This window comes from Mycoplasmoides genitalium G37 (assembly GCF_000027325.1).
GTDB lineage: Bacteria > Bacillota_I > Bacilli_A > Mycoplasmatales > Mycoplasmoidaceae > Mycoplasmoides > Mycoplasmoides genitalium.
In genome coordinates this window covers 300,815-326,011 of record NC_000908.2, presented here as the reverse complement: position 1 = coordinate 326,011, position 25,197 = coordinate 300,815, and the positions used below count along the sequence as shown (strand labels likewise).

Annotated in this window: 19 protein-coding genes, 4 tRNA genes, 1 other RNA gene and 3 pseudogenes; 10 read left to right on the top strand and 17 right to left on the bottom strand. The window is 31.5% G+C overall.

What is annotated here, in order from left to right; genetic code table 4:
- Position 1: 1 nt before the first annotated feature.
- The 5 genes from ffs (at position 2) to MG_RS01575 (ending at position 4,434) form a co-directional block, all read left to right on the top strand.
- An RNA gene (ffs, locus tag MG_RS02775) (signal recognition particle sRNA small type) lies at positions 2-97 on the top strand.
- Between the two features lie 35 nt (positions 98-132).
- Positions 133-819, top strand: a complete 687-nt coding sequence (locus MG_RS01590) for a deoxynucleoside kinase (protein ID WP_009885899.1) — start codon at positions 133-135, stop codon at positions 817-819.
- A 33-nt stretch (positions 820-852) separates the two neighbouring features.
- Complete coding sequence (locus MG_RS01585) at positions 853-1,200, top strand: MPN385 family protein (RefSeq protein WP_009885898.1); 348 nt, start codon at positions 853-855, stop codon at positions 1,198-1,200.
- Positions 1,201-3,579: a leucine--tRNA ligase gene (gene leuS, locus MG_RS01580; RefSeq protein WP_010869401.1), complete on the top strand. Its 2,379-nt coding sequence runs from the start codon at positions 1,201-1,203 to the stop codon at positions 3,577-3,579. It abuts the gene before it with no gap.
- 18 nt (positions 3,580-3,597) lie between these two features.
- Positions 3,598-4,434: a Cof-type HAD-IIB family hydrolase gene (locus tag MG_RS01575; RefSeq protein ID WP_009885896.1), complete on the top strand. Its 837-nt coding sequence runs from the start codon at positions 3,598-3,600 to the stop codon at positions 4,432-4,434.
- Here MG_RS01575 and coaE read toward each other — a convergent pair.
- The 6 genes from coaE to MG_RS01545 form a co-directional block, all read right to left on the bottom strand.
- On the bottom strand, positions 4,370-4,966 hold the full coding sequence (gene coaE / locus MG_RS01570; RefSeq protein ID WP_009885895.1) for a dephospho-CoA kinase: 597 nt from the start codon (positions 4,964-4,966) through the stop codon (positions 4,370-4,372). The genes MG_RS01575 and coaE overlap by 65 nt on opposite strands.
- Positions 4,960-5,835: a Cof-type HAD-IIB family hydrolase gene (locus MG_RS01565; RefSeq protein WP_009885894.1), complete on the bottom strand. Its 876-nt coding sequence runs from the start codon at positions 5,833-5,835 to the stop codon at positions 4,960-4,962. The genes coaE and MG_RS01565 overlap by 7 nt, the downstream gene beginning before the upstream one ends.
- 115 nt (positions 5,836-5,950) lie before the next feature.
- Positions 5,951-6,805: a DNA-formamidopyrimidine glycosylase gene (mutM, locus tag MG_RS01560; protein ID WP_010869400.1), complete on the bottom strand. Its 855-nt coding sequence runs from the start codon at positions 6,803-6,805 to the stop codon at positions 5,951-5,953.
- A complete protein-coding gene (locus tag MG_RS01555) occupies positions 6,805-7,680 on the bottom strand; it encodes a 5'-3' exonuclease (RefSeq protein ID WP_010869399.1) in 876 nt (291 codons plus the stop codon). The genes mutM and MG_RS01555 overlap by 1 nt, the downstream gene beginning before the upstream one ends.
- Before the next feature lie 6 nt (positions 7,681-7,686).
- The gene (dnaE, locus tag MG_RS01550; protein WP_009885893.1) at positions 7,687-10,311 is read right to left on the bottom strand and encodes a DNA polymerase III subunit alpha; all 2,625 of its coding nucleotides are present in this window, start codon (positions 10,309-10,311) and stop codon (positions 7,687-7,689) included.
- 3 nt (positions 10,312-10,314) lie between these two features.
- Positions 10,315-10,545, bottom strand: coding sequence for a hypothetical protein (locus MG_RS01545; RefSeq protein WP_009885892.1), 231 nt, complete (start codon positions 10,543-10,545; stop codon positions 10,315-10,317).
- 89 nt (positions 10,546-10,634) lie between these two features.
- Here MG_RS01545 and MG_RS01540 point away from each other — a divergent pair.
- Positions 10,635-10,711: transfer RNA gene (locus tag MG_RS01540), tRNA-Arg, on the top strand.
- A gap of 95 nt (positions 10,712-10,806) precedes the next feature.
- Here the strand turns inward: MG_RS01540 and MG_RS03030 are convergent.
- The 11 genes and pseudogenes from MG_RS03030 to MG_RS01485 form a co-directional block, all read right to left on the bottom strand.
- Positions 10,807-11,148, bottom strand: a pseudogene (locus tag MG_RS03030) (MgpC family cytadherence protein); the annotation flags it as partial.
- A gap of 1,041 nt (positions 11,149-12,189) precedes the next feature.
- Positions 12,190-12,765 (bottom strand): annotated as a pseudogene (locus MG_RS01530) (adhesin P1); the annotation flags it as partial.
- Positions 12,765-13,193, bottom strand: a pseudogene (locus MG_RS01525) (hypothetical protein); the annotation flags it as partial. The pseudogenes MG_RS01530 and MG_RS01525, both read right to left, overlap by 1 nt.
- A 10-nt stretch (positions 13,194-13,203) precedes the next feature.
- Positions 13,204-15,501 (bottom strand): P68 family surface lipoprotein, encoded by a 2,298-nt coding sequence (locus MG_RS01520; RefSeq protein WP_009885795.1) that lies wholly within the window; start codon positions 15,499-15,501, stop codon positions 13,204-13,206.
- A gap of 130 nt (positions 15,502-15,631) precedes the next feature.
- Complete coding sequence (locus MG_RS01515) at positions 15,632-17,002, bottom strand: methyltransferase (protein WP_009885794.1); 1,371 nt, start codon at positions 17,000-17,002, stop codon at positions 15,632-15,634.
- Positions 17,003-18,082 carry a peptide chain release factor 1 gene (gene prfA, locus MG_RS01510; protein WP_009885793.1) on the bottom strand — a complete coding sequence of 360 codons (1,080 nt, stop codon included), beginning with the start codon at positions 18,080-18,082 and terminating at the stop codon, positions 17,003-17,005. It abuts the gene before it with no gap.
- Positions 18,082-18,375 carry a 50S ribosomal protein L31 gene (rpmE, locus tag MG_RS01505; protein WP_010869398.1) on the bottom strand — a complete coding sequence of 98 codons (294 nt, stop codon included), beginning with the start codon at positions 18,373-18,375 and terminating at the stop codon, positions 18,082-18,084. The genes prfA and rpmE overlap by 1 nt, the downstream gene beginning before the upstream one ends.
- A gap of 45 nt (positions 18,376-18,420) precedes the next feature.
- On the bottom strand, positions 18,421-19,191 hold the full coding sequence (locus MG_RS01500; RefSeq protein WP_010869397.1) for an MPN359 family protein: 771 nt from the start codon (positions 19,189-19,191) through the stop codon (positions 18,421-18,423).
- A 7-nt stretch (positions 19,192-19,198) separates the two neighbouring features.
- Positions 19,199-19,272 (bottom strand) — tRNA-Trp (locus MG_RS01495).
- A 48-nt stretch (positions 19,273-19,320) separates the two neighbouring features.
- A tRNA-Arg gene (locus MG_RS01490) sits at positions 19,321-19,395 on the bottom strand.
- A gap of 518 nt (positions 19,396-19,913) precedes the next feature.
- Entirely contained in the window at positions 19,914-21,011 is a 1,098-nt protein-coding gene (locus MG_RS01485; RefSeq protein ID WP_010869396.1) for a hypothetical protein, read from the bottom strand.
- Between the two features lie 35 nt (positions 21,012-21,046).
- Here MG_RS01485 and MG_RS01480 point away from each other — a divergent pair.
- The 4 genes from MG_RS01480 (at position 21,047) to rlmB (ending at position 25,188) form a co-directional block, all read left to right on the top strand.
- Positions 21,047-21,120, top strand: a tRNA-Gly gene (locus MG_RS01480).
- 69 nt (positions 21,121-21,189) lie between these two features.
- The gene (gene ligA / locus MG_RS01475) at positions 21,190-23,166 is read left to right on the top strand and encodes an NAD-dependent DNA ligase LigA (protein ID WP_009885791.1); all 1,977 of its coding nucleotides are present in this window, start codon (positions 21,190-21,192) and stop codon (positions 23,164-23,166) included.
- Positions 23,147-24,457, top strand: coding sequence for a cysteine--tRNA ligase (gene cysS, locus MG_RS01470; RefSeq protein ID WP_014894005.1), 1,311 nt, complete (start codon positions 23,147-23,149; stop codon positions 24,455-24,457). The genes ligA and cysS overlap by 20 nt, the downstream gene beginning before the upstream one ends.
- Before the next feature lie 2 nt (positions 24,458-24,459).
- Complete coding sequence (gene rlmB, locus MG_RS01465; protein ID WP_010869393.1) at positions 24,460-25,188, top strand: 23S rRNA (guanosine(2251)-2'-O)-methyltransferase RlmB; 729 nt, start codon at positions 24,460-24,462, stop codon at positions 25,186-25,188.
- The last annotated feature ends 9 nt before the right edge of the window (positions 25,189-25,197 follow it).

The window sequence follows — 25,197 nt, the reverse complement described above, 5'->3', positions numbered from 1 at the left end:
AATTTAGAACCATCACATCATTAGAGTCGAATCATGTCAGGCCAGAAATGGAGCAGCATTAAGACTTGTCAGTGAGTGTGATGGTTTTTTATTAAAAATAAACCTTAACCCAACATATTAAAAAGTGTTTATATGCAACTAAAAAAGCCCCATTTTCAACCAAATAAAATTGCTAATTGTATTGTGATCGGGGGAATGATTGCTTTAGGAAAAACCACCATTGCTAATACATTAGCTAACCACATTCAAGCTGCAAAAGTTGTTTGTGAATTGGAAACTAATGACCAGTTGGTTGAACTTTTACTAGCAAAGATGTATGAACGTAGTGATGAATTGCTCTATTCACCTTTGTTTCAGCTTTATTTTACGCTTAATCGCTTTGGTAAATACCAGAACAATTGCAACACTATCAATCCAACCATTTTTGATCGTTCTATCTTTGAAGACTGGTTGTTTGCTAAGCACAACATCATTCGTCCTGCAGTCTTTTCATACTATAACCAACTGTGAAATAGATTAGCAAAAGAACTAGTTAATAAGCATGGGGTTCCTAATTTATATGTCATTTTGGATGGGGATTGAAAATTATTTGAAAAAAGACTATTTATGCGTAACCGCAAAGTAGAGATTGATAACTTTACTAAAAATCAACTTTACTTTCAAAATTTACACAGGGTTTACACTGGATTTATGGAAGCGGTTTGTAATGATTTTGGGATTAATTACTGTATTATAGATGCAAAACTACCAATAGTAACTATTATTAAAATGATCCTTGAAAAATTAAAGTTACAAAAGTTAGATTGAAAATTTATCTAACTTTATAATTGAAATAACTTACTGAAAACTACAATGACACTTTTGTTTAAACTAGTGAAAATTGCAATCCTAGTTTTTTTGATGGTAATTGGGTTTTTTATTTTTATTGGTAGTTTTTGACTTAATACATACCAAACAGCTCAGTGGGCTGATTTACTCGCTTCCAGTGATGCTAGTGGGATTATTTTAACGATTTTTCCCAACATTAACAGTTGGTTTAATGCCACAGTTGCAAACCAACCAGTCTTATTTAAAACAATGGTTCACTTTTTTATCCCTGTTGGCTTTGGGTTGTTATTTGGTTTGATTATTGCGATTATTGTTGACATACTCTATCGCTTAACTAAATATGCAATCAAGCGTTCTTATCAAAGCAATTAGATGTACAATCACAATTTAATTGAAGAAAAGTGGTTAAAAAAATGAAAAAACAAAGATGTTAACCGCTTTGAAAGCGATAGTAACAAAAAGAAATATTATGTCCTTGACATGTTCCCTTATCCCTCAGCAGCAGGATTACATTTAGGACATGTTAGAGCTTATACTATCACTGATGTAATAAGTAGGTATTACAAAGCTAAAGGATTTAATGTGATCCATCCGATTGGTTTTGATGCTTTTGGTTTACCTGCTGAACAGTATGCTATTAACTCTAATCAAAACCCTGGCAGTTGAACAGATCAAAACATTAATAACTTTATTAATCAATTAACTAGTTTTGGTTTTGATTATGACTATCATTTAAGTCTCAAAACAACTGATCCACGTTATTACAAATACACACAATGGATCTTCAGTGAGCTGTTTAAAGCAAACCTAGCGGAATTAGTTGATATTGATGTTAATTGGTGTGAACAGCTAGGTACTGTATTGGCTAATGAAGAAGTTTTAATTGATAGTAATGGCAACGCAGTTAGTGAAAGGGGTTCATTTTCAGTTGAAAAACGCAAGATGAAACAGTGAGTTTTGAAAATCACTACTTTTGCTGATGCACTTCTTGAAGGCTTAGATACACTTGATTGACCTGAACCAATTAAAGAGATGCAACGGAACTGAATTGGTAAAAGTAAAGGTGTTACTATTAACTTTCAACTAAAAGATCATAAGGAAGCTATTGCAATTTTTACAACTAAACCACAAACAATTTTTGGGGTTAGTTTTCTTGCAGTTTCAACCAACCATTGGTTAGCAAAAAAGATAGCAGAAACAAATAAAAAAGTAGCTAGTTTTTTAAAAAAACAACTCCAGAAAACCACAACTTTAAAGCAAAAAGCAACTTTATATGATGGGATAGATTTATTAACAAATGCTATTCACCCTCTTACAAATGAATTGATCCCTGTCTATGTTGCTAACTATGTAATTGAAGGATATGGAACAGATGCTATTATGGGTGTTGGAGCACACAATGAAAATGATAACTTCTTCGCACGTAAACAAAAGTTGAAAATTATCAACGTCATTGATAAAAAAGAACGGCTGCAAAATTCATTTGCATATAACGGATTAACAACTAAAGAAGCACAAGTAGCTATTACTAATGAGTTAATTTCACAAAATAAAGCGAAATTAACAACTGTATATAAACTGCGTGATTGGATCTTCAGTAGACAGCGTTATTGGGGCGAACCTTTTCCAATTATTTTTGATGAAAATAACACTCCTCATTTGGTAGAACAACTCCCTGTTGAATTACCCTTACTTGAGAATTACAAACCAGATGGAAGTGGTAATTCTCCACTAATGAGAAATCAAGCTTGGGTAAACATAGTCAAAGATAACATCCATTACCAAAGGGAAACTAATACCATGCCCCAATGAGCTGGTTCTTGTTGGTATTATCTGGGTTATTTAATGTTGATTAAAAACCCTAATTTTTGACCAATTGATTCAAAAGAAGCGAAGAAATTATTTGATCAATACCTTCCAGTTGATCTTTATGTTGGGGGTGCGGAACATGCAGTTTTACACCTTTTGTATGCCCGTTTTTGACACAAATTTTTGTTTGACAAGAAGCTAGTATCAACAAAAGAACCATTTCAAAAATTAATTAATCAGGGTATGGTGTTAGGTCCTGATGGTAAAAAGATGTCCAAATCCAAAGGTAATACCATTAACCCCACACCACTTGTTGATTCACATGGAGCAGATGCTTTAAGGTTGTACTTAATGTTTATGGGCCCAATTAGTGCTAGTTTAACTTGAAATGATGAAGGGTTAAACGGGATGAGAAGGTGATTGGATCGAGTTTATAACTTCTTTTTTAATCATGCTGTTGTTACTGATCAAGTTAGTCAAGAGACAATCTTTGCTTACAATTTGTTTTTAAAAAACAGTTATTGTCATCTTGACAAACATGAACTAAATCTGGTGATTAGTGAAATGATGATCTTTTTAAACTTTCTCTATAAAACCAAAAAAATTAGCTTAAATTATGCAAAGGGATTTTTAACAGTACTGTCGTTTTTTGCGCCCTTTCTTGCTGAAGAATTGAATGAAAAATGTGGACTTGAACCATTTGTTGTTAAACAAGCGATTTCTTTAGTTGATTATCAACTTTTTGAGACTGCTAAAACTAAGGTTATTCTTTCAATTAATGGCAAATTTAAAGCAGCTAAAGAATTTACTAAAGGTAGTTTAGAGATAGATGTTTTAGAATCATTTAAACAGGATAAAGAGATAAATGACATTCTCAACCAACCGATTGAGAGGGTAGTTTATGTTCAGGATCGAATTATTAATGTTCTTTTAAAAAAATAGATAAAAGTATATAGCTAAATGGAACTGAAAAACATTATTTTTGACCTTGATGGTACCTTGCTTTCAAGCAACCAAATTCCATTAGAACAAACAGTTGAGTTTTTAAAGGATTTACAGAAAAAAGGGATTAGAATCACTTTTGCTAGTGGTAGAAGCCATATTTTAATTAGAAACACAGCTACCTTTATTACACCAAATCTACCTGTAATTTCTTCCAATGGTGCACTTGTTTATGATTTTGCTAGTGAAAAACCAGTTCATATCAAACCTATTGATAATAAAGTAATACCTGCAATTATGCAAATGTTGTTGGAATTTCAAGAAACATTTTATTTCTATACAGATAAAAAGGTTTTTGCTTTTACACATGAGCTTGATTCAGCTAAAATTCTTTCAACTAGAAGTCAAATAGTAGGAATTGATCTCATTGAAAATAACTACATAGTTAACAAGTTTGAAAAAGCTTTGGATTTTGATTTTAAGCAACATACTATTACAAAGATCTTACTGGTAACTAAAAACAGAGAAAAAGTTCCTTTTCTAGCAAAACAACTAGATCAAATTCAAGATATTAACTATGTGAGTTCAATGACATTTGCTCTTGATATCATGCAAAAAGATGTTAATAAGGCTTATGGATTGAAAGTATTAGTTGATAATTATAATCTTGATCCTGAAAAGACTATGGTCTTTGGTGATGCTGATAATGATGTTGAAATATTTCAAAGTGTTAAATGGCCAGTTGCTTTGGTTAATGGCACTGATTTAGCTAAAAAAAATGCTAAGTTTATTACTGAATATGACAACAATCACAACGGCATTTATTTCTTTCTAAAAAAGTTTCTAGCAACTTAATTAGCTTTAAAGCAGCTGTTGCAATCGAATCGTTGTTGAAAATTGTATCTATTTTGCAATTAGGCTCTTTAATCAAATCCTTAACTTTTTTATGACTATTACGTTGTTGTAAAGCTAAGTTAACTAGCTGATCATCCCTTTCTAATTTAATCACATAATCAAACAACGATCTATATTCATTTCAATAGTTAAGCATCACAGCAATCTCTATTAGTGCTAGCTTTTTTTGAAACTGGGTTTTTAAGGATTTGATTCACGCTATTAACAGCGGTTTTGTTACTAGTGAAAGTTTTTCGATTAACTTATCATCACTAAAAACATAGTTTGCTAGTTTTTTACGATCAACTTCAGTTTGATTGACAAACTCTTTGCCAAAATGATCCATGATTAATTGATAACCTGGATTGTTTTTTTGGTACTGTTCATGGATAAAACTATCTGCATAAAAAACTGAAAAGTGATAGTTATCTTTGAGATATTGCAATAGACTGGTTTTACCAACACCTGGTTTACCTACGATTGCAATTAACATAACAAGTTTTTTTCAATCCAGTTAGCAATACCATCATTGTCAACACTATCAGTGTGGTATTTTGCTAGAGCAAAGCATTTGGGATTACTACCGATTAGTGAGACACTGTGTTTAGCTCACTGCATCATTTCAATGTCATTATCTCCATCCCCACAAACAATAGTGTTATCTTTTGTTATTGGAATTGCAAACTGGTTAAGGCTTTGCAATGCACTAGCTTTAGAAACACCATTTTTAATAATGTACATAGAGTGCTCATAGATTTTGGCATTTACATCACTAACACTAATTAGTTCAATTATTTCCTTTTGCATTGCTAAGGGGCAAGTATCAATATCAAAGTAAACCTGATTAACTTTTAGTTTATTAAGATCTCAATTTTCAGTACTGTCTATAAACTTTTTTTGTAGTTTGGTGTTAGGGTTGAAATAGCCAAGAAAAGCATAATCAATTTCAAAGATAACAGAAGGGTTTTTAGTAAAGTAACTAATTCAACCACTGTTAAGTTTATAAGCAGCTTCAGGAAAGCGCTTTACTATGTTATTAATCCCTTCAATAAATCTATCATCTAAATAAGTTTGACTTAAGATTTCGTTTTGATAAAAGATAATAGCCCCATCTAAAGTAATGGTAGGCAATCCTGTTCTAAGTTGTTTTTCAAGTCATAACACCCGACAATAATCCCTACCAGTAACAATACCAACCTTAATTCCCTTTTGTTGCAATCGGTAAAAAGCACTAATAGTAGCATCACTAACTTCATGGAAATTTTTATAACTTTTATTTTGATAAACAAATTCTGTTTTAGGATTTCAGCTAACAATAGTACCATCCAAGTCAGAATAAAGATATTTAATTTCGTTTTTCATAAATGTTATTTAATGTTCATTAACTAATTGATTAATTACAGCATTACTTTGTTAAATAAAGTTTTCAATTAGTTTGTTAAAAGTTAATTTTAAGATATTTAAAGTTTTAAAAAATTTATGGATTGAGTTTTGTAGAAACTTTGGTTGTGATTTTTTGACAGTTTAAACAAAAATAGCTCCCCCTTCCATTAATCTTCTTTTTAACAATTAATTGGTTACAAACTGAGCAAGGTTGATCTTTTTTAGTGTGAACTTTTAAAAAGTTTTGATAGCCTCCAGTATGATCTTTTTTAAAACTAAAGCTGCTGATGGTAGTACCTTTCATAACTATTGCTTTAGCTAAAATTTTGGTAGCATTTTTACATAAAATCTCTATCTCTTTAATTGTTAGTTGATCAACCATTGTTTCAGGATTAATTTTGCTTGCAAATAAGATTTCATCTGCATAAATATTGCCAATTCCACTAATCACTGTTTGGTCTAAAATAAAAGTTTTAACTTTACGTTTTGAATTTTGTGCTTTTTGGAAGATTTTCCTATAGTCAAAACCAGCTTCTAGAGGATCAAATGCAAGTTTATTTAATTGTGCTGCTTGTTCTAACTTTTCATACAAATGGAACGTTCCAAATTGTCTGGTGTCATGATAATTGAGTTGACTACCATCATCAAAATGAAATTCTACTAAAACATGCTTTTGATTAAATTTACTACCTCTTTCTTCAAAAAAGTATTTACCTTCCATACGTAAATGCGAAACTAAATACAAACCATTACTTAAAAGAAAAATGATATATTTACCCTTACGCTTAATATCAGTAAAAAACTGATTTTTTAATTGTTTATTCAGCAATTGAGGATCAATATTTTTCAAAACCTTTCTTAGGTTAACTTGAACTTGATCTAAAGGTTTATTTAAAACAGTTTCTTTAAGTTCATTAATAACAGTAGTTACTTCAGGAAGTTCAGGCATTATATTTTTGAAAATTTTTCAACTAAAGTATTAATTTTGTTTTCACTTAGAAGTTGAATTAACGCTTGTTTTTGGATTGGTTTTAAACCAGTAAGATCTATGTTTTGATCAAGTTCAATATCAGTTTTAATTTTAGCTAGAAAACTAAAGGTTTTAGCTATTTCCTTTTGGTTATTTAAAAGTTTTTGAAGTTGGTTGGGGAGATTATTGAAGTTAGTGTAGATGTTATCAATGGTTCCATATTGTTGGAGTAATTCTATCCCTTTGATGGGACCTATCCCTTTAATCCCTGCTAAATTATCGCTGTTATCACCAACTAACCCCTTATATTCAACAACTTGATAGGGCGCCAAACCATAAAAAAGTGATTTGAAATTTTCATTGTTGTACATAACCATCTCCTTTGTACCTTTAATACAGAGAAACACATTAGTAAAGGCGTTTACTAATTGCAACATATCTCGATCTGAACTGTAAATATCAACTGTTATTTCTTGCTTTGTAAATAAATTGGCATAACTACCAATCAAATCATCTGCTTCAAAGCCATCTTTTTCACAAACTAAAAACCCTAAATAAACAAGCGCTTGTTTAATTAGAGGAATTTGTACTAAAAGTTCAACTGGAGTTTTAACCCTTTTTTGTTTATATCCTTCATAGATTTGATCACGGAAAGTTGGCGCTTTAGTGTCAAAACTTACAATTCCATATTGATAAACATTGGCTTTAATTAAATTCCAACACATTAGTAACATTGTTCTTATTGCATTATTGAAAGGTAAATTATTTTGCTTAGCATATTCAACTTGTTTTCACGTTGCAAAATAAGCACGGTATGCTAAGGAATTGCCATCAATCAGGATTGCTTTTTTCATGTTCAACTAATTGGTAAAAAATTGTTTAATTCAAAAATTACTATCCTTTTTTTCTAAAGGCATTCTGGTAAACAATAGGTGATCGCTTTTAATTCAAAAATCCTTTGCATCATTAAAGTCATAAGTGTATTCAAAAAAATCAAAACAGCCCATAGTTTTTAATAAAAGTAAATCTTTTAAAGGGATATCACCAATGGTTTTATCCAAACACCAACTTACTACATCAGTTAGTTGTAAGTTATTTTGAGTTTGAATTAAATGTTGCACTTTTTGTAAGTTTTGGATGTACCTGTCATTAATTCCCTTAATTAGGTTTAGACCTAAATAAATTTTTTTATTTTCTATAACACTATTTGGTTGAGCTTTATTTAAAAGAGGTGGATAAATTTCAATACCACTTTTTTCTAAAGTTCTAATAATTAGTTTTTGTTTGTCTTTACTAGATTGAAAATGGTTTAATAACCATAAATAAAAATAAACAGGATAGTTAGTTTTAAGTCAAGCTGTTCAGTATGAAAGCAGTGCATAACCCAACGCATGAGAAAGGTTAAACCCATAGTTAGCAAAGCGTTCTATGTAGCTAAAAATTTTGGTAGTAGTCTTTAAATCAAAGTTATTTTGAACTGCTCTTTCAAAGAAGTTACGCTTATTTTTTTGGATCAATTTAACATCCTTTTTAGAAATGGCTCTACGGAAGCTATCTGCTTCTTCTAAAGAGTAGTTAGCCACAACTTTAACGATGTTAATGATCTGCTCTTGAAAAATTAAAACTCCATAGGTATTTTTCACAATGGGTAAAATCCTAGGATCAATGTCAGATTGATCATAACCATTGTGCAAGCGGTTAATAAAAAGGTTAATGTTATCCTGTGCACCTGGTCTGTAAAGCGCTAGAACAATTGCTAGTTGATTAATGGTTTTAGGTTTAATCTGAACCAGTAATTTTTTCATGCCAAACGATTCAAGTTGAAAGATTCCTAGTGTATCTTCATTTACTAAGTTTATAAAGGTGTTTTGATCAGTTCAAGAAATGGTATTTAAAAACTGGTTAACGGTCTGGTTAGATGGTTTAATTTGGGTAATTACATCGCTAATCATAGTAAGGTTAATTAAACCAAGCAGATCAAACTTATTGAGATTAAAAAAACTTAACCATTCCATTGAAACTTGAGTTAAAAAGTGATTATTGTCAAGCTGTAACAAGGGAATGGTTTTAATCAAAGAATTTGAAGCGATAACTATGCCTGAAGCATGGATACTTGATTGTCTTGGAAAATCAACTATTGCTAGTGCTAATTCAACAATTAAACCAAACTGTTGTAAACAAAGTTGTAAAGCACTATCTTCAGTAGCTTTAAGATCAGTGAATGTTATAGTTTGATCTTTAGGTAACACTCCTAGGATCATGTCACTAATGCCATAATCATTAAATAATTTAGCAACTTCTTTAACAGCAGAACGGGTTTTAAAACGTTGAAAAGTAACAATTTGTGCACAGTTTTCTTTGCCATATTTTTCAAACAGATAATTTATCATTTCTGCTCTTTTATTCTCCATGATATCAATATCAATATCAGGTAGATCTTGACGGTGGGTTGAGATAAAACGTTCGAAAATAAGCTGGTGTTGGACTGGGTCTATCTTGGTAATGTTTAATAAAAAAGCCACTAATGATCCTACTGCAGAACCTCTACCAGAACCAATTAAGATGTCCTTTTTAAAAGCATAATTAACAAGATCATTGACAACTAAAAAATAGCTAGCAAAATTAAGTTTATTGATAACATTTAATTCCTTCTCTAAACGTAGCTGATAGGCTTTTTTATTTAGATCTTGATTTTTATCTAAAAACTGTTTTAAATTGGTTTGGCACAAACTTTCTAAAACTGCTGCATCATTATCAGTTAAAGAAAGTGAAGCAGCTTTTAGGTGCTCCAAATCTAATTCACATCTATTAACTAGATCATTCAGATTATTAAGTTCTGTTTCACTGAATAATTGTTGTGCAGTTTTTTGATCTAAAAAAGGTTGAATTTCACTCTTTACTTTTAAATTTTCATTAATTGAAATTTGATTTAATTTTTGTTTAAGATCCCAATCAAATGTAGTTATTTTTCCCGTTTGGTTTTGTTTCATTTGTTTCAAAACTGTTAAAACTACTTGATCGCTATTAGTTTTTTCACAGTTAACAGCATTTGCAAGAATGGCAATCGGGGTTTGATTTATTTCAATTCCTTTTGCTTGATAAACATCCTTATAAGTAGATTTTCATGTTGTTAAAGAACAGATAATTACTGCAATATCTGTTAGTTGATCAACTAAAGAATTAATTTCAAGTTTTTGTTGAATTAATGCTATTTTGTTCAACGTTTGAAAGCCTTTATTTGATTTAGCAATTAGTAATAACTTAACATCATTTTTTTGGTATTCAACAGTTAAGTTTAAACCAATAATTGGTTTAATATTATTTTGCTTACAAGTTATAAAAAATTCAACAGCGCCAAAAAGATTAGGATCTGTAATAGCAACAGCTTTTTGCTGATCATTAATTGCTAGATTAACTAGCTTTTTAGGAGAAAGGGCAGAATTGAGAAAGTTATAGTATGAATTTGTATGTAAATTAACAAACATCAATTAGCGACTAGAACGTTTCATTTTGCGTTCTATTTCTTTAATTTCACGCTTAATTTGCATTCTTGTTTGTGGTTCAAAAGTATGTTCAAGTTCTTTTCTAAGCTCTGTTATCTTTTTAATATCATCAAGTTCAACTTCATTTAAAACTTGTGTATCTTCAAGTTTTGTACGTTCAAATAGATCAACTGATTGCTCTGTTCCATCAACCTTATTTTTTTTATCTTTTGCCATATGTGATTTGAACTATTAGATGAAATCGTTTAAATTCTAATAAAGAATTAGATTGTTCTTGCTTATATTAATAAAATTTATTAATATATGCGCCCATAGCTCAATCGGATAGAGTGTCTGGCTTCGGACCAGAAGGTTATGGGTTCAAGTCCTATTGGGCGCGCCATTTAGAATTTCAAACCAACTTTAAAGTTGGTTTTTTTAATAGAGATTTTTTTGTTATTAACAATTTAATTATTTAGAAAAACTAGCATTATTTAAATCCCCATAACTATTCAAGGGCGTAGCGTTAATCAAGGAATTGATCGCTACATTTGAAGCTTCATCTTTTTTCACCGGATAAGCCGTTTGAATGGTTCCATTGCCACTAATATTTCCCGTAGTGGTAATGGTGTTAATCGTTTGACTAACACCCCCTCCACCATTATTTCCCTGCATTGCTGTTCCCCCCTTCCCCAACTTCTGTTTGATGTTTTTACTAGACAACAGCTTTAACAAGCTGGTCATGCTGCTCGCTGCACTTGTTGCATTGTCAGGCTCAATTAACCTGTTGTAGGTGTTATTTTGTTGATATTGACCACTTTTCACCTTGTTGGGTTGGTAGAGTTGGGTAACCACATTCCTCATTCCATCCCCATCAAACAAGATGCCGATCCTTTCCAATGCTTGCTTGGTGTTGAGGTACTTGGTGAATTTATTACTTTGATCTGATGATCTCCCTCCTGTACTTAGGGGCGCATCCCCTGCTGCCATTGTTGCTTCAGTTGAACTCCACCCATTACTATCCTTCCCTTTGCCCTGCTTGGTCCCATCAATTGGTTGATAAATTGGTCAGGATTCACTTAGTTTTCTATATGCATTGCCTTTGTCTAATTTAAACCCAGTTGAAGCATTGGGGCTGGGATTGTCATTCAGACCAATGGAGTTACGCATCGATCGTCAATTAGTTGCTTGCCCACTACCCAGATGCACCTCCCTTTGGGTTTTGCCCTTTTCTTTGGCCAAACTACTGTTTAAGGTATACTTGGTAAGGGGTTGTTCTAGGATCAATTCTTTCAGTACATCGTTCATCTCATTGGTAACATTCGGTACATCTAACTGATACTTTTTCACTACCCTTCACTTGATGCCAATGTTGGTGGAATTAGTAAACTCGACCACATAGGAGGGTTTTTCACCTTGACTAGTTGAATCAAAACTAATCTGGTTATTTGAGCCACTTGAACTATATGTAAGCTTCACATCCCTAGACTTGAACAACACAAACAGGTTGGTGTTATGGATGGTTTGGTCAGCGATTTGATAGGAAGAGGGGTCGAGGTTTTATTAATTAAAAATAGATAAAACTTAACACTTTTATTAACTATTTAATAAATAAATTTAAGAAAGAAAATCTAAAACTTTTTTAACCAAAAAACAGATAAAAATTTGATAAAAACATAAGACTTTTATTAACTAAAAATAGATAAAAATTCAAAACTTTTTTAACTAATAAAATAGATAAAACATAACGCTTTTTTTAACTATTAAACAAATAAAAAACTAAGAAAAATTTGAGAATTTCTTAAATATTAAATAGATAAAAAACTAAAAAAACCTAACACTTTTTTTAATTATTAAATAAGTAAAAATCTTATAAGAAGCACCATTCACCTCCCCAAACCCCGGGAGGTTGCCTCCTAATTTATCTGTTTCGTTTCATTTTTGCTCACTATCCTTGTTAAATTGATCTCCCGTTCCACTCTTATTGATCAAGACCGGAATAGTTCCTAATAACGCTCTTAACAACAACTGATTGCGCTGGGGGTTATTCTTATTGGTGAAGGTTAATGCGTTGATCCAGTCACTGGTGGGACTGATACTGTTGGGTAAATGGGTGTAGGTGGTTGGTTTGGAGGAGCCACCTGATGGTGTGACTTTATTATCATCTGAATTGGGATTAAACGTGTTGCTACTACTACTAGGTTTCACCTGTTCAAAAGGGATGCCGTTATTGTTGTTATTAGCTTTTCTATAACCTGCTCCTGTTCAAATGTCTGGTGTACTACCAGGTGTAAACACCCACCGGGTGTTTTGCTGATTTAAGTGTTGAGTGATCATTGATTTAACCCCTACGCCAATGTTAGAAAAAGTGGGGAGTGGGGTTGAGGAAGCGGAAGTTGAAGGGGAGGGGGAGTTGGAGAAGGGTTTACCATTGCCGATTCAGGGGAGAAAGTCTAAGTCGCCCCCATCCCCCTATTTTTTTCTATCTCATCTGTTTTCAACACCGGTTTTCAAACCTTTCCTTGGGGAAAATCCTTCTGTGAATCCAACTTCACCTCTGTCCCACTACTGTTCTTATGTTTCAGTGGCTTTTTAGCAAAGTCGTTTTTTAAAAGTGAATCACTTTGACTCCCCCTTTCCACCTCAATCTTGAGGGCTTTATCTCTTGTAGAGGTAGCCATACCACTCATTGATGACATGGTCTCTTGGAGTTTCTCCCCTTGTTTACTTGAATCCTTCACTGGACTATCTTTTTGCAACCCTTGGGTGGGATCAAAAGAATCAGTTGCTTCCACTTCCAAACTCTCTTTGACTACTTGGTTATTCAGGTTGTGATACTCTAATGCCACCTTAGGCACTAGTAACAGAAAATAGAGGTTGGGGGAGGTTAACTAATTATCTTCTAAATCCAGATCCTAAACTATTAATAAAGTTTTGGACAAATTGATTAAAACTAACCTTAGAATTCACCGCAGCATTAAAACTACTGCTTATATTATTACGGAATGTGCCGTTCCTAAAGTCACTTGGATCACTAAAGGGAATAATTTCATTGTTAGCAGCTTGTTGGAATAATTCTAGTGCTTTAGCTGTAAAGGTATTAGAATTATTGTTTGTTTTTTTAGGAGCAGGAGAACTTGCAGTTGAACTATTATTACTTATTAACAAAGAGGCGCTAGCACTACTGGTTGTTAAATTAGAAGAACTACTACTGCCTTTCAATTCTAAATCTGAACTTTTGTTAAATTTTTCCTTTAAAGGAAGGATGTAAGAAGCTTGATCAGTGAAATATTCAGCAGCAGTTTTTGTTGTTTGATCACTATTTTTTTGCTGATTATTACTATTCCAATCTGTAATACTTTGATTTAAAAACCAATTAACAAATTTTTTAGTTTCAATATTTTCTTTTTCATTTGCATGGATGCCTATTAAGTTAGGACCTTGGGTGATCATTACTTTATTTTTATCAGTTGATTTGTATTTACCAGGCATTGGTAAAACAATTGATTCATTGCTCTGTAAGGTTTGGGATTGATCAAGTGTTTCTTCAGTGGCATTAACAATGATTTTTCTTTGAAACTGTTCGTTGTTAAGTTTGCTAACAGAAAAGATGTTTTGATTATCAACATTAACATTTGCAGTGGTGGTATAACCTATTATCTTGTTAGTGGTTGATTCACTTCCTTGTGCAGTGTTTTTTTGTTTTGCTTGTTCAAGAATATTAATTAAGTTTGGGTTACTAATTAAGATAGCATCAACTCCTTGTTGTTTTCCACTAGGAATTGAACCTTTATATAGATTGATATCTTTTTCACTTAATTTAAAAGTACCAAGTAAATTACTTTCTGTTTCTGAAGAATTAGGAGCTTGAATTGTTTGGGTAAAACTAGGATATTCAATAGCATAATTACTAAACTTTAAGCGCTTAGCATTATCTTTAGCAAAGTAATAACTGTATCCTCCAGAAGAAGATACTGAGAATGCCAATTGGTGAAATTTTTCAAAGTTGGATGAATAGGAACCACCACGGTTAACAAACAAACCATTAGCTTGGATTAATTTATAAAAGTCATTGTAAACACTCTCTAAATTTTGGTATGAACTATCTTTATTTAAAAAGTTAGAGTAATCTGCATAACCAGTTCTTTTATCGATGTTAAAAAAGAAGTTATCATAGTTAGCTTGACCAGCTGCAAAAACTGCTGCATAAAGTGCATTAGAACTACTATCAACTCCTAAAACACCTTGTAAATCAAGCCCAGTTTTATTTGTTATATTTTTAACCTTTTCAGGAAAAGAGTTTGCTATTCTAGTAGCAAAATCTAACGTTTCATTTCAGTTTTCAAAGATGCTTGCTTTAAAGGTAAAATTCTTTAACCCTCCATCCACTTCTTGATATTCACCCCAAAACTCTTTAATCTTGTTATCTGATTTTGTAGTATCTTTAGTTTCACCAGTAGTAGATGTTGTAGATGAAGAACTACTAGATCTTTTTACTTGTTTTTGCTCCTTAGTTGTTTCATTACTGTTGTTTTGAGCAGTGGTTTGGATGTTCTGTCAAAGTTTAGTAGTTTCACTATCATTTGCAATTTCTAATGTACCTTTTTTTTCTGCACTTCTTGAACTGACAGTTGCTTGAACAGTAGTGCTAGTTGGTGTACCTTCTTTTCTAGCACTGTTTAGAATATAGTGTAAAACAGGGCCATTAATGACCATCAGATCAGTGGACATAGATATTGGAATAGCATAGATTCCATCATCTCTAATTCCACCTATTCTGCTGTTAAAGCTTAAAAAGTTAGGATGGAGTTTATCAACATTAACCCCATCAAAATTCAAAGCCATTTTAGACCTTGATAAGGTACTTACTATTTCTGGATAGTTTAAAATCAGGTTATAAAAGTTATTTTTATCTTTGGTACTAACCTTGGTTTGAACATCCTTTTTACCCCCATCATAACCCCCAGCAATTTGTACTATTTCAATTGGATAATCACCAGGATCTTTAGTATCGTTATATTTTTTAACTACTGTCTCTAAAGCTTCCGCTGCGCGTTTCGAAGTTAATGAAGATGCTAGCTTAATTTTGCCATCATCCACTTGATCAAACTGACTTACAACACTACAAGCCATCAGTAAACCAGAAAAACCAAAAACACTAACACCAACAGCTAAAAAACCTTTGAGCTTCATCCCTTATGTTTTAGTAGTTGATGCTATATACTAATTAAAAAAAATAGTTTTATTTCAAAAATAAAACTGAATTAAGCATTTTTATATTGAAAAGCTTGTTATTATCTTTGGTTTCATTTTGGTTTGTGTATTAGATAGCTAACTGGTGTTTAGTTATTAATTTATGAAACTGTTTTGTTTGTTTAGCTGTGGTGCGAACCAACTGTTTTGTATCTAAATTATAGACAAGTGAAGGTGTGTTATTTGATTGCACTTTAGAAGTGCTTCTAATAATAAAACAAGGTTGCTTTATTCAGTAACTATCGTTTTGATAATCACTTAATTTGGTGTATGGTTTTTGATTACTGATATTAGCACTAGTACAAAAAACCCTACCAATTGCATTAAAAAGGTTTAATAAGCCCAAGTTTTTAGGAACCCTGTAGCTCTTGTTATTTTTAATAAAGGTATAACTACCTGGTCAAAAGTAACTAGCAATTTGTTGTAGTTTTTTTGGTAACTTCTTTAATTCTTCTAACCCAAACATTGATACATAATGTTTGTTAAGTGCACGTTGTTTAATTTTGTCAAGAGTAGACTCTGAATAACTAATTAATCCCATTTGTGTATCAGTATTTACAATTCCTGCTAGCCCCATTTTTAAAAGTTGCTTAATAGTTTTGGTATTTTTAATATCAACTACTGGGAGTTTTTGATTATCAACTTTCATACCAATAAACTGTTTTTGAAAGTTAAAAATCGGCCTTGATTTAAAGATTGAAAACAAATTTAATAGCCTTTCTTTTTGAAATAAAGAACATTCAAAAATTAACTGTTTAATTGATCGTTTTGTTAGTAATAGATTAAACAACTGCTTGTATGCAAAATAACTATTTTTATTTTGAAAAACCAAGCTGTGCTTAGGCTCATAATTTAATGTTTTATTTAGTTGTGTTTTTTTCAGATAAGGTGGGTTTGTAACAATTAAATCAATCGGAGTTTTTATCTTGTTAAAACAATCAAATCAATCTGCTTCAATTCAATTAATACTAACGTTATTAATTAATGCATTTTGTTGCGCTAGTTTTAATGCTTGGATATCAATATCACTACCATAAACATCAAGTGTATCACACTTCTTTTTTAAAGCAATGGCTAAAGTACCTGAACCACAACAAAGGTCAAGTGCAGTTTTTATTTTTTTTAAGTTAACACTTGCAATTAGTGCTAAGCTATCAATTCGAGGAATAAAAACTCCTTTCTTAGTTTTAAAAGTAAGCTTCCTTAGTTGAATTGTTCCCAACAAATAGGGCAAAGGGATCTTTTCAATAAAATAACACTTTAATTGTTGTTTGATTTTATCAGTTAACTCACTAGTAATTAGAAGCTTACTTTTTCAGAGTTTATCAATTGTTTTAAATTGAAAACCATAGTGTTCCAATATTGTTAAAAATACCCCGTTAAAATGGGGACTGGATTGGTAAACTAACTTTTGATTTAAAAAAAACTCATACAGAGTCATCTAACTAATAAACTTTTCCAACTGTTGTTTCTTTTCATCAGCTTGTAAAGCTTCAATGATCTCATCAAGATCTCCCAAAATAACAGTATTAAGCTTATTAATAGTTAATTTAATCCTGTGGTCTGTAATTCTGTTTTGAGGATAGTTGTAGGTACGAATTTTTTCAGCTCTCTCTCCACTACCAACTTGACTTTTTCTTAAATCCGCTTGGGTTGAGAGTTGTTTATTTTGAGCATTTTCCCATAACTTAGCACGTAGCATTTTCATTGCTTTATCACGGTTAGAAAACTGGGATTTACCCTCTTGGCAAGCCACAACAATTCCCGTAGGTAGATGGGTAATTCTAACTGCACTTTCAGTTCTGTTAACATGTTGTCCACCCGCTCCTGAAGCACGGTAAGTATCGATTCTCAAATCACTAGGATTAATGGTGATCTCTACCTCTTCTAATTGAGGTAAAACAGCAACAGTAACTGTTGAGGTATGCACTCTACCTTTAGCTTCTGTTAAAGGAACACGTTGCACCCTATGTACTCCTGATTCAAACTTGAGTTTAGCAAAAACATCAGTACCATTTACCGCAAAAGAAACAAAGTTAATCCCCACACTTGCAGGGATAATTTCATTAAGTTCAACCGTTCAATTTTTACTAGTACAATAGTTTTTGTACATATTAAAAAGATCACTTAAGAAGATGCAAGATTCATCCCCACCAGCAGCTGGACGGATCTCTACAATAACATTCTTTTGGTTATTTTCATCTACCGGTAGTAAAAGGAACTTAATTTCCTCTTCTAAACTAGGTAAACTAGCTTTGATTTTTTCAAGTTCTTTTTTAGCTTCTTCATGCAATTCTTTTAAGCTGGAATTGTTAAGAATTTGTTCAGCTTCATTAGCATTTTCAACCAGCTTTTGCAACTCCTTGAATTTAACTATTAAAGGTTGTTTATGTTTTAACTCTTTGTTAATAACTTTAATCTGCTCAAAGCTAAGGTTAGGTTTATTGAGATCTTTTTCAAGTTGTTCAGTAAGTTCAACAATCTTTTCAACATTGAAAAAGAGTTGTTTGTCAAAATCCACTAAAGCTCGTTAATAGAACGGTGCCTAGTTTGTTTTTCAACTTTAGCTTGGTTACTCTTTTTAGTTTTATTTTCTAAAAAAGCCTTTCCAGCGTTGAACTTTTGAGAAAGTTTTTCAGCCCGTCCATGCACGGTTTGTTTGGTTAATTGCCCTATGTAAAAAGGATGACATTTTCCACAAATGTCAATGGCAAGATCCTTTTGTTTGGCAGTGGAGTCAATGGTAAAGTTGCTATTGCATGAAGCACAGTTAAAAACAACTGGTTGACTCTGAAAGTGGATTGCCTTTTTCATCTTATTTTTTGACAAAGACCAATAAATATTAATATATTCACTTAATTAAGTGAGGATATACTGCTTAACCCTTACTGTTTCACGCTGTTTGTTTTCAACATAGTTTCTTAGGTTATCAAAAGCAGTTTGGGGAGTCTGTTGGTTGCTACCAACACTTAGCTTACTTTGATAGTACAAACGATTAACATATAATCTTTGAAAGTTAAGAACTGGTTTTTGAACAACACCAGTTTTTTCTTTGCTTATTGTTTCAAAGAAGTTAACAAAATTACGATTTTTATCGTTTGTGTTTTTTCAATTAGTCAGGTTGGCTTCAAAACTAACATAATCAGCAAAGTCAAACACAAAAATTCCGCTTGTTAAACTGTTATATTTATTAACAATCTTAAAACCATAATCACTAGCGAAATTCTTAATAGTTTTATTTAATCTCACAATTAACCACAAGTTAAAGATTGGTAATGAGGAAAAAACACAGGTCCATAAGAACAGCCAGTTCTTTTCATTAATCTGAAAAAAATTACGGAATGAATTGTTAAGAAAGATTAGAAAGATTGCTACTAATAAAGAGATAAAAAAGGGGATAAAAAGCGTAAAGAATAACAGCCTTAACTGACCAAAGCCATCAGTAAAAAATCAAATTAAAACAAAGCTAATAATGATTAGGTTACTTAAAACAGTTAAAGCAATTAAAAGTCCAAAGGTAGTTCTAATCCTTTCAATAAAAGAAGAAAACTCATAGTATTCACTGTCCAGTGAATTAACTTTTTTTGCAATCTTATTAAAGCATTCTTTAAAGTTTGAATTGAAGTGCATCTGTAAATGGCGGGGGTGGAAGGAATCGAACCCACACAGACAGTTTTGGAGACTGTTGTTCTACCACTAAACTACACCCCCTAAAACTAGATAAAAACCTAGCAATTTAACTAAGTTTTTATCATAAATTGGCCTTCCCTAGAGGAGTTGAACCTCTATTTACTGATTAGGACTCAGTTGTGCTGTCCATTGCACCAAGGGAAGTTTTAAAGCCAAGGTACTTTAGTGCTGTTTCAAGTTTAATTTGTTTAAACTGCTTATTTATTAATAATAGAAAAAAGACGCGCTTACCAACTGTTAAACTAAATACCTGGTTATCTTTTTTAACTTGACTGTATTTTTGAACACAGCTTTCAATAAAGCTAATAAACTTTTGCTTTTTATCCCATGTTAATGGAATTAGCATAGGGTGCTTATTTAAGTTTAGTTGGTTGATAACATTTAAACCATAAACATCCTTTGTGTATTTTTGCAAACTAAACAATTCAGGTTTTAAAACCAAGCTATTTTCTTGAAAAAATTGCAAAGAACGATTAAAGAAAGCAGTAATGTTGGGTTTGTCATATTCCTGTTTAAAACTGTTATCAATTACAAAGTGGTTATTAAATGATCACAACACGTTATTAAACTCAAAATCAGTACCAATTACTAATGCTCATAACGCTAAAAAATCAAATAATTTCTTTTGATTTTCTTGAAATTGATCAAGGTTAGGTTTTGTTTTAAAAAAGAAAGTTAACTATCTGTTTTGCAGTAGTTAGATAATCAAAAAAATCTTCTAAGTAAAATAGTTCAGAACTGAGCCTCAATTGCCTAAACAACAAGTTAAATTTGCTGATCTGTTCTACTTGTGAAATTTCATTGCTTAAATCCAGATAAAAACTGTTTTGTTTTAAGTTAATGTTAGGTTCTATCTTGTTTTTAATGAGCGTCATTTCACTTTCTTTACAACCAACTAAAATAAAACAATTGGTTTGCTTTAACAACAACATTAAGTTCATTGATTGTTCAAGAAACTCTGCCTGATCAAAATCAAAACCATAAAAAAAGCAAACACCGTTGTTTTTAAACTGATATTTAAGTTGTTTTTTGATCTCTTTTTCATCTAAAAAAAAGTATTTATCAATAAATTTTGATAACACTTTATCCAAAGCATCCAACGTTTTTTTCTGACGAATTGAAAATAAGCTGGAGACTAAAAAGATAAGTGATGAAACAAGCCCTAAACTAATAGAAAAAACAGAGAAGATAATCAAAAAGATAAAGACATCATTCCCCGCATTTTGCTTAATACCATCTTGTTGGGCTATTGTTAATGAAAATACTGGAGTACCTAATGTGGTCCCTACTGTTACCAATGTTGTTAGAATAGGCCATTGTTGTTTAATAAAACTCAAAATGCCCTTTTGGTTTACAAATTTACTTATCTTAGTTAACTGAAGTTTTAGTCAGCATTGTCTTAACCATAATAAAGCTAAAAACAAAATTACAAGAAATCAGTTTCCAGTTGGTTTATTTAACTGTTTTCATTGCAATGAACCAAATAAAACCGCTAGTAATTTGTTGGCAATATTAGCAAAGTTAGCTTGGGTTAAAGGCGTTGAATTTTTAGTTTCAACATGGTTTCTAAAACTTAATAAAAAGCTACTATCATTAGTATTTTCAACAAATTTTGGTTTAAAAAAATCATTTAAGCGGATTAAAAAATTAATTTTCTCATCCTCCCCTTCCCCAGAGAACCAAACTATTTTTGGTTGATTGGGCTGGTTGACTTGGTTAAAAATATAATCCAGGATTGCAATTTGGTTTTCAGATTCCATGCAAGTTAAAATATACTAAATATTAAAGTAACAACGCAGATATAGTTCAATGGTAGAACATAACCTTGCCAAGGTTAAGATGCGGGTTCGATTCCCGTTATCTGCTCCAAATTAAAACTTCTTTGTAAAATCCTGATTGGTATCAACTAAGTCAGGATTTTTCTTATTTATAGTAGTGATGGATGTGAAATTGAAGATTCAACAGCTGGTTAACTTAATAAAAAACTATGACTATCACTACTATGTTTTAAGCGAACCTTTAATTGATGATTTTGAGTATGATATGTTGTATAAGTCACTCCAACAATTAGAAAAAGATCATCCTGATTTAATCCAAATTGATTCCCCTACCCAAAGGGTGGGAGGAGAAGCTGTGAAGGGTTTTAAAAAGTTAAACCATAACAGTCCAATGCTCTCTTTGGAAAATGCTTTTTCAACTAAAGAAATTGCTAATTTTATTGATAATATTAACTTTCAAACAAACTCAAAAAATGAATTTGTAGTTGAACCTAAAATTGATGGAGTTAGTATCTCTCTAACTTATAAAAATGGTGTTTTAGTTCATGCTTTAACCAGAGGAGATGGAAGTGTTGGGGAAGATGTTTTAAATAATGTTAAAACCATTAAATCTATCCCTTTAACAATCCCTTTCACAAAAACAATTGAGATTAGGGGTGAGATTTTTGTTGATAAAAAAACTTTTTTAGCAATTAACAATCAACTTGAAAAACCATTTGCTAATGCAAGGAATCTAGCAGCAGGTACAATACGTAATTTAAACAGTGAAATCACTGCACAGCGCAAATTAAGGGCATTATTTTATTACATCCCTAATGGTTTGGAAGAGTCAATCACTACTCAAACTATGGTTTTAGAACAGCTTAAGCAGTGAAAATTCCCAGTTAGTGATACCATCAGGGTTTTTCAAAACAAATTTCAATTAATTAATTACTTGGAAGCGTTTGACAAAAAACGAGAACAGTTAACTTTTAATCTTGATGGTTTAGTTATTAAACTAAACAGCTTGCTTTTTTATCAACAATTAGGTGCTACAAGTAAATCACCACGTTGGGCAATAGCATTTAAATTTAGTCCTAAATTTGTTCAAACTAAATTAACAGCAGTTCTTATAACGATTGGTAGAACTGGTAGAGTGAACTATACTGCTAAATTAGAAAGTGTTAATTTAGATGGAACAAAAGTAACAGCTGCTACTTTACATAACTTTGATTACATTAAAACTAAAGACATTAGGATCAATGACACTGTTGTTATCTATAAAGCTGGGGAAATTATCCCTAAAGTACTAAAGGTAAATCTTGAAAAAAGAAAAAATGACACTATCATAATTCAAGAGCAAAAATATTGTCCTTCATGTAATTCAAAACTAGTCAAAATAGTTGATGAAGTTGATCAGTATTGTACCAATGAAACTTGTAAGGAGCGAAACATCCAGTTAATTAACTATTTTGTTTCTAAAACTGCTATGGACATTAACGGGTTGAATATTAATACTATTACCAAACTTTATGAACACAATTTGGTTAGATCTATAGTTGATCTTTATGATTTAAAAGACAAGAAAAACCAAGTTTTAAAATTAGATCTGAAGATTGGTGATAAACTTTTCAACAAGTTAGTTGATAACATTGAAAATTCAAAACAAAAAGGAATGGCTAGATTACTAACAGGACTTGGTATTAAGCATGTTGGTAATGTATTAGCTAAGAATTTAGCTAATCATTTTAAAAATATCAAAGCATTACAGCATGCTAGCTTAGAGAACTTAATTAGTTTAAATGATGTAGGAATAACAGTAGCTGAATCATTGTATAACTGGTTTCATGACCCTAACCATTTGCAGTTAATTGAACAACTTGAATTAAGACAAGTAAAAACAGATCAATTACCACTGAAAATTAACTTTGAAACTAACAGTATTTATTTTCAAAAACGCTTTCTTATTACCGGTAGCTTTAACATTAGTCGTGACCAAATTAAGGATTTATTATCAGCTAAGTTTGATTGCCAGTTTGCAAGTGAAGTCAAACCAACAGTTGACTTTGTTATTGCAGGAAACAAACCAACTTTAAGAAAAATCAATCACGCCAAAGAACTGAACATTCCTATCATTAATGAAGCAATTTGAACATAGGTTTATGATTGTTGACAGTGTTAGTCAAAAACCAACAACACTAGTTCAAAAAACCATTAACATTTATCTCTGTGGACCCACAGTTTATAACGATTTGCACTTAGGCAACACCAGACCATTAATTGTTTTTGATGTTTTAAATAGAGTTTTAAAAAAGGCTAAATATACCGTTAATTTTGTTCAAAACATCACTGATATTGACGATAAGATCATCAAGATTGCTCAACAACAAGAAGTAAGCGAATCAGTTGTTACAAAACAACAAATCACTGCTTACAAATCACTTTTAAAAAAACTAAATATTCTGCCTATTAAACATATTCAAATCACTGAAAAAATCGATAAAATCCCTGACTATATTGATCAATTAGTAAATCAAAACCATGCTTATGTTTCAACTCAAAACAACGTTTATTTTGCAGTTAATTCACTAAAGCAATATGGTTATCTAGCTAACCGAATGGTGCATTTAGAAGAAACTGATACTGATAAAAAGAACAAATTGGATTTTGTACTTTGAAAGATTACTACTGCAGGGATTAAATGAAATAGTAAGTGGGGACTTGGCAGACCAGGTTGACATGTTGAATGTGCCTTCTTAATTGATTATTGTTTCAAAAATGAACTCACGATCCACGGAGGAGGAGTTGATTTAAAGTTCCCCCACCATGAAAATGAAAATGCCTTACACATGGCTTTATATAACCAGCCCATTACCAAACATTGGATGCATATTGGTCATTTGATGATTGAAAACCAAAAGATGTCAAAGTCATTGCAGAACTTCTTGTTAGCAGTTGATTTTCTTAACTTTCATGATTTTCGTGTTTTGCGTTGGATCTTTTACCAAAAACACTATTTGCATCCTATTGATCTAAACCAATCATTGATTGAAAAAGCTAATAATGATATTCAAAGGATTGCAAAAACACTTAATGTTGCTAGAACCTGATTAGTTTATTCAGAACAATCTGAGTTGATTAGTCCCAAGCAATATGATCCAGTTTTTTCAGCTTTACTTGATAATCTCAACTTTGCCAATGCAGTTGCTGCTATCTGAAAACTAATAAAAAAAATTAATACAAGTATTAAAACTAAGGACTTTAGTGTGCTGAGAGAACAACTTAGTTTCTTGGAATGATCAATTGATTTATTAGGAATTAGCTTTAAATCTATCCATACTAAACTTAATGTGCGTTTAATTAAAGAGTGATCAATATTACACAAACAAAAAGCAATGGATAAAGCTGATCAAATTAGAAAAAAACTAATTAAAAAAATGTTGCTGTAATAATGAAAAAACCACGCCAACAAAGTTGCTTATTTGGTGTTAAAGCCTTTGAGGAAGCGATTAATAACCAAGTTCACATTAAATTGGTAAACATTTCCATTCGTCACAAAAAACTAATACCTTTAATTGAAGCTAAAAAAATTAATTTTCAAATCCATTCAACTAACTGATTTAACAATCAGTATAGAGATATTAACCACCAGGAATTGGTAGCAGTTTTAGATACTAACCAACTCTTAATTCCACTTGATCAACTGGTTAAAGTAGTTGAAAATAAGAAGTGCAGTACACTTGTGATGTTAGATGAGATCCAAGACCCTTATAATTTTGGTGCTATACTAAGAACTTGTTTGGCTAGTGAGGTTGATGGAATTATCTTTAAAAAGAATAACCAAGTCCCTATCAACAATACAGTCATGAAAACTAGTATGGGTAGTGTTTTTTATCAAAACTTAGTGCAAGTAGCTAACTTAAGTTATACGATCACTAAGCTAAAAGAAATAGGATTTTGAACTGTTGTTTCAACTCTGGATCCTATTTGAAAACCAATTGATTATCGCAAAGTTGATTTTGCTAAAAAAATCTTAATTGTTGGCAATGAGGATAGGGGTGTGAATCAACTAATAACAAAGAATGCAGATTGTAGAATCAAAATTCCTATGAACAATAAGATCAATTCTTTAAATGTAAGTGTTGCTTTAGGGATTATCTTGTTTGCTTGAAAAAACTAATTTTTAAGA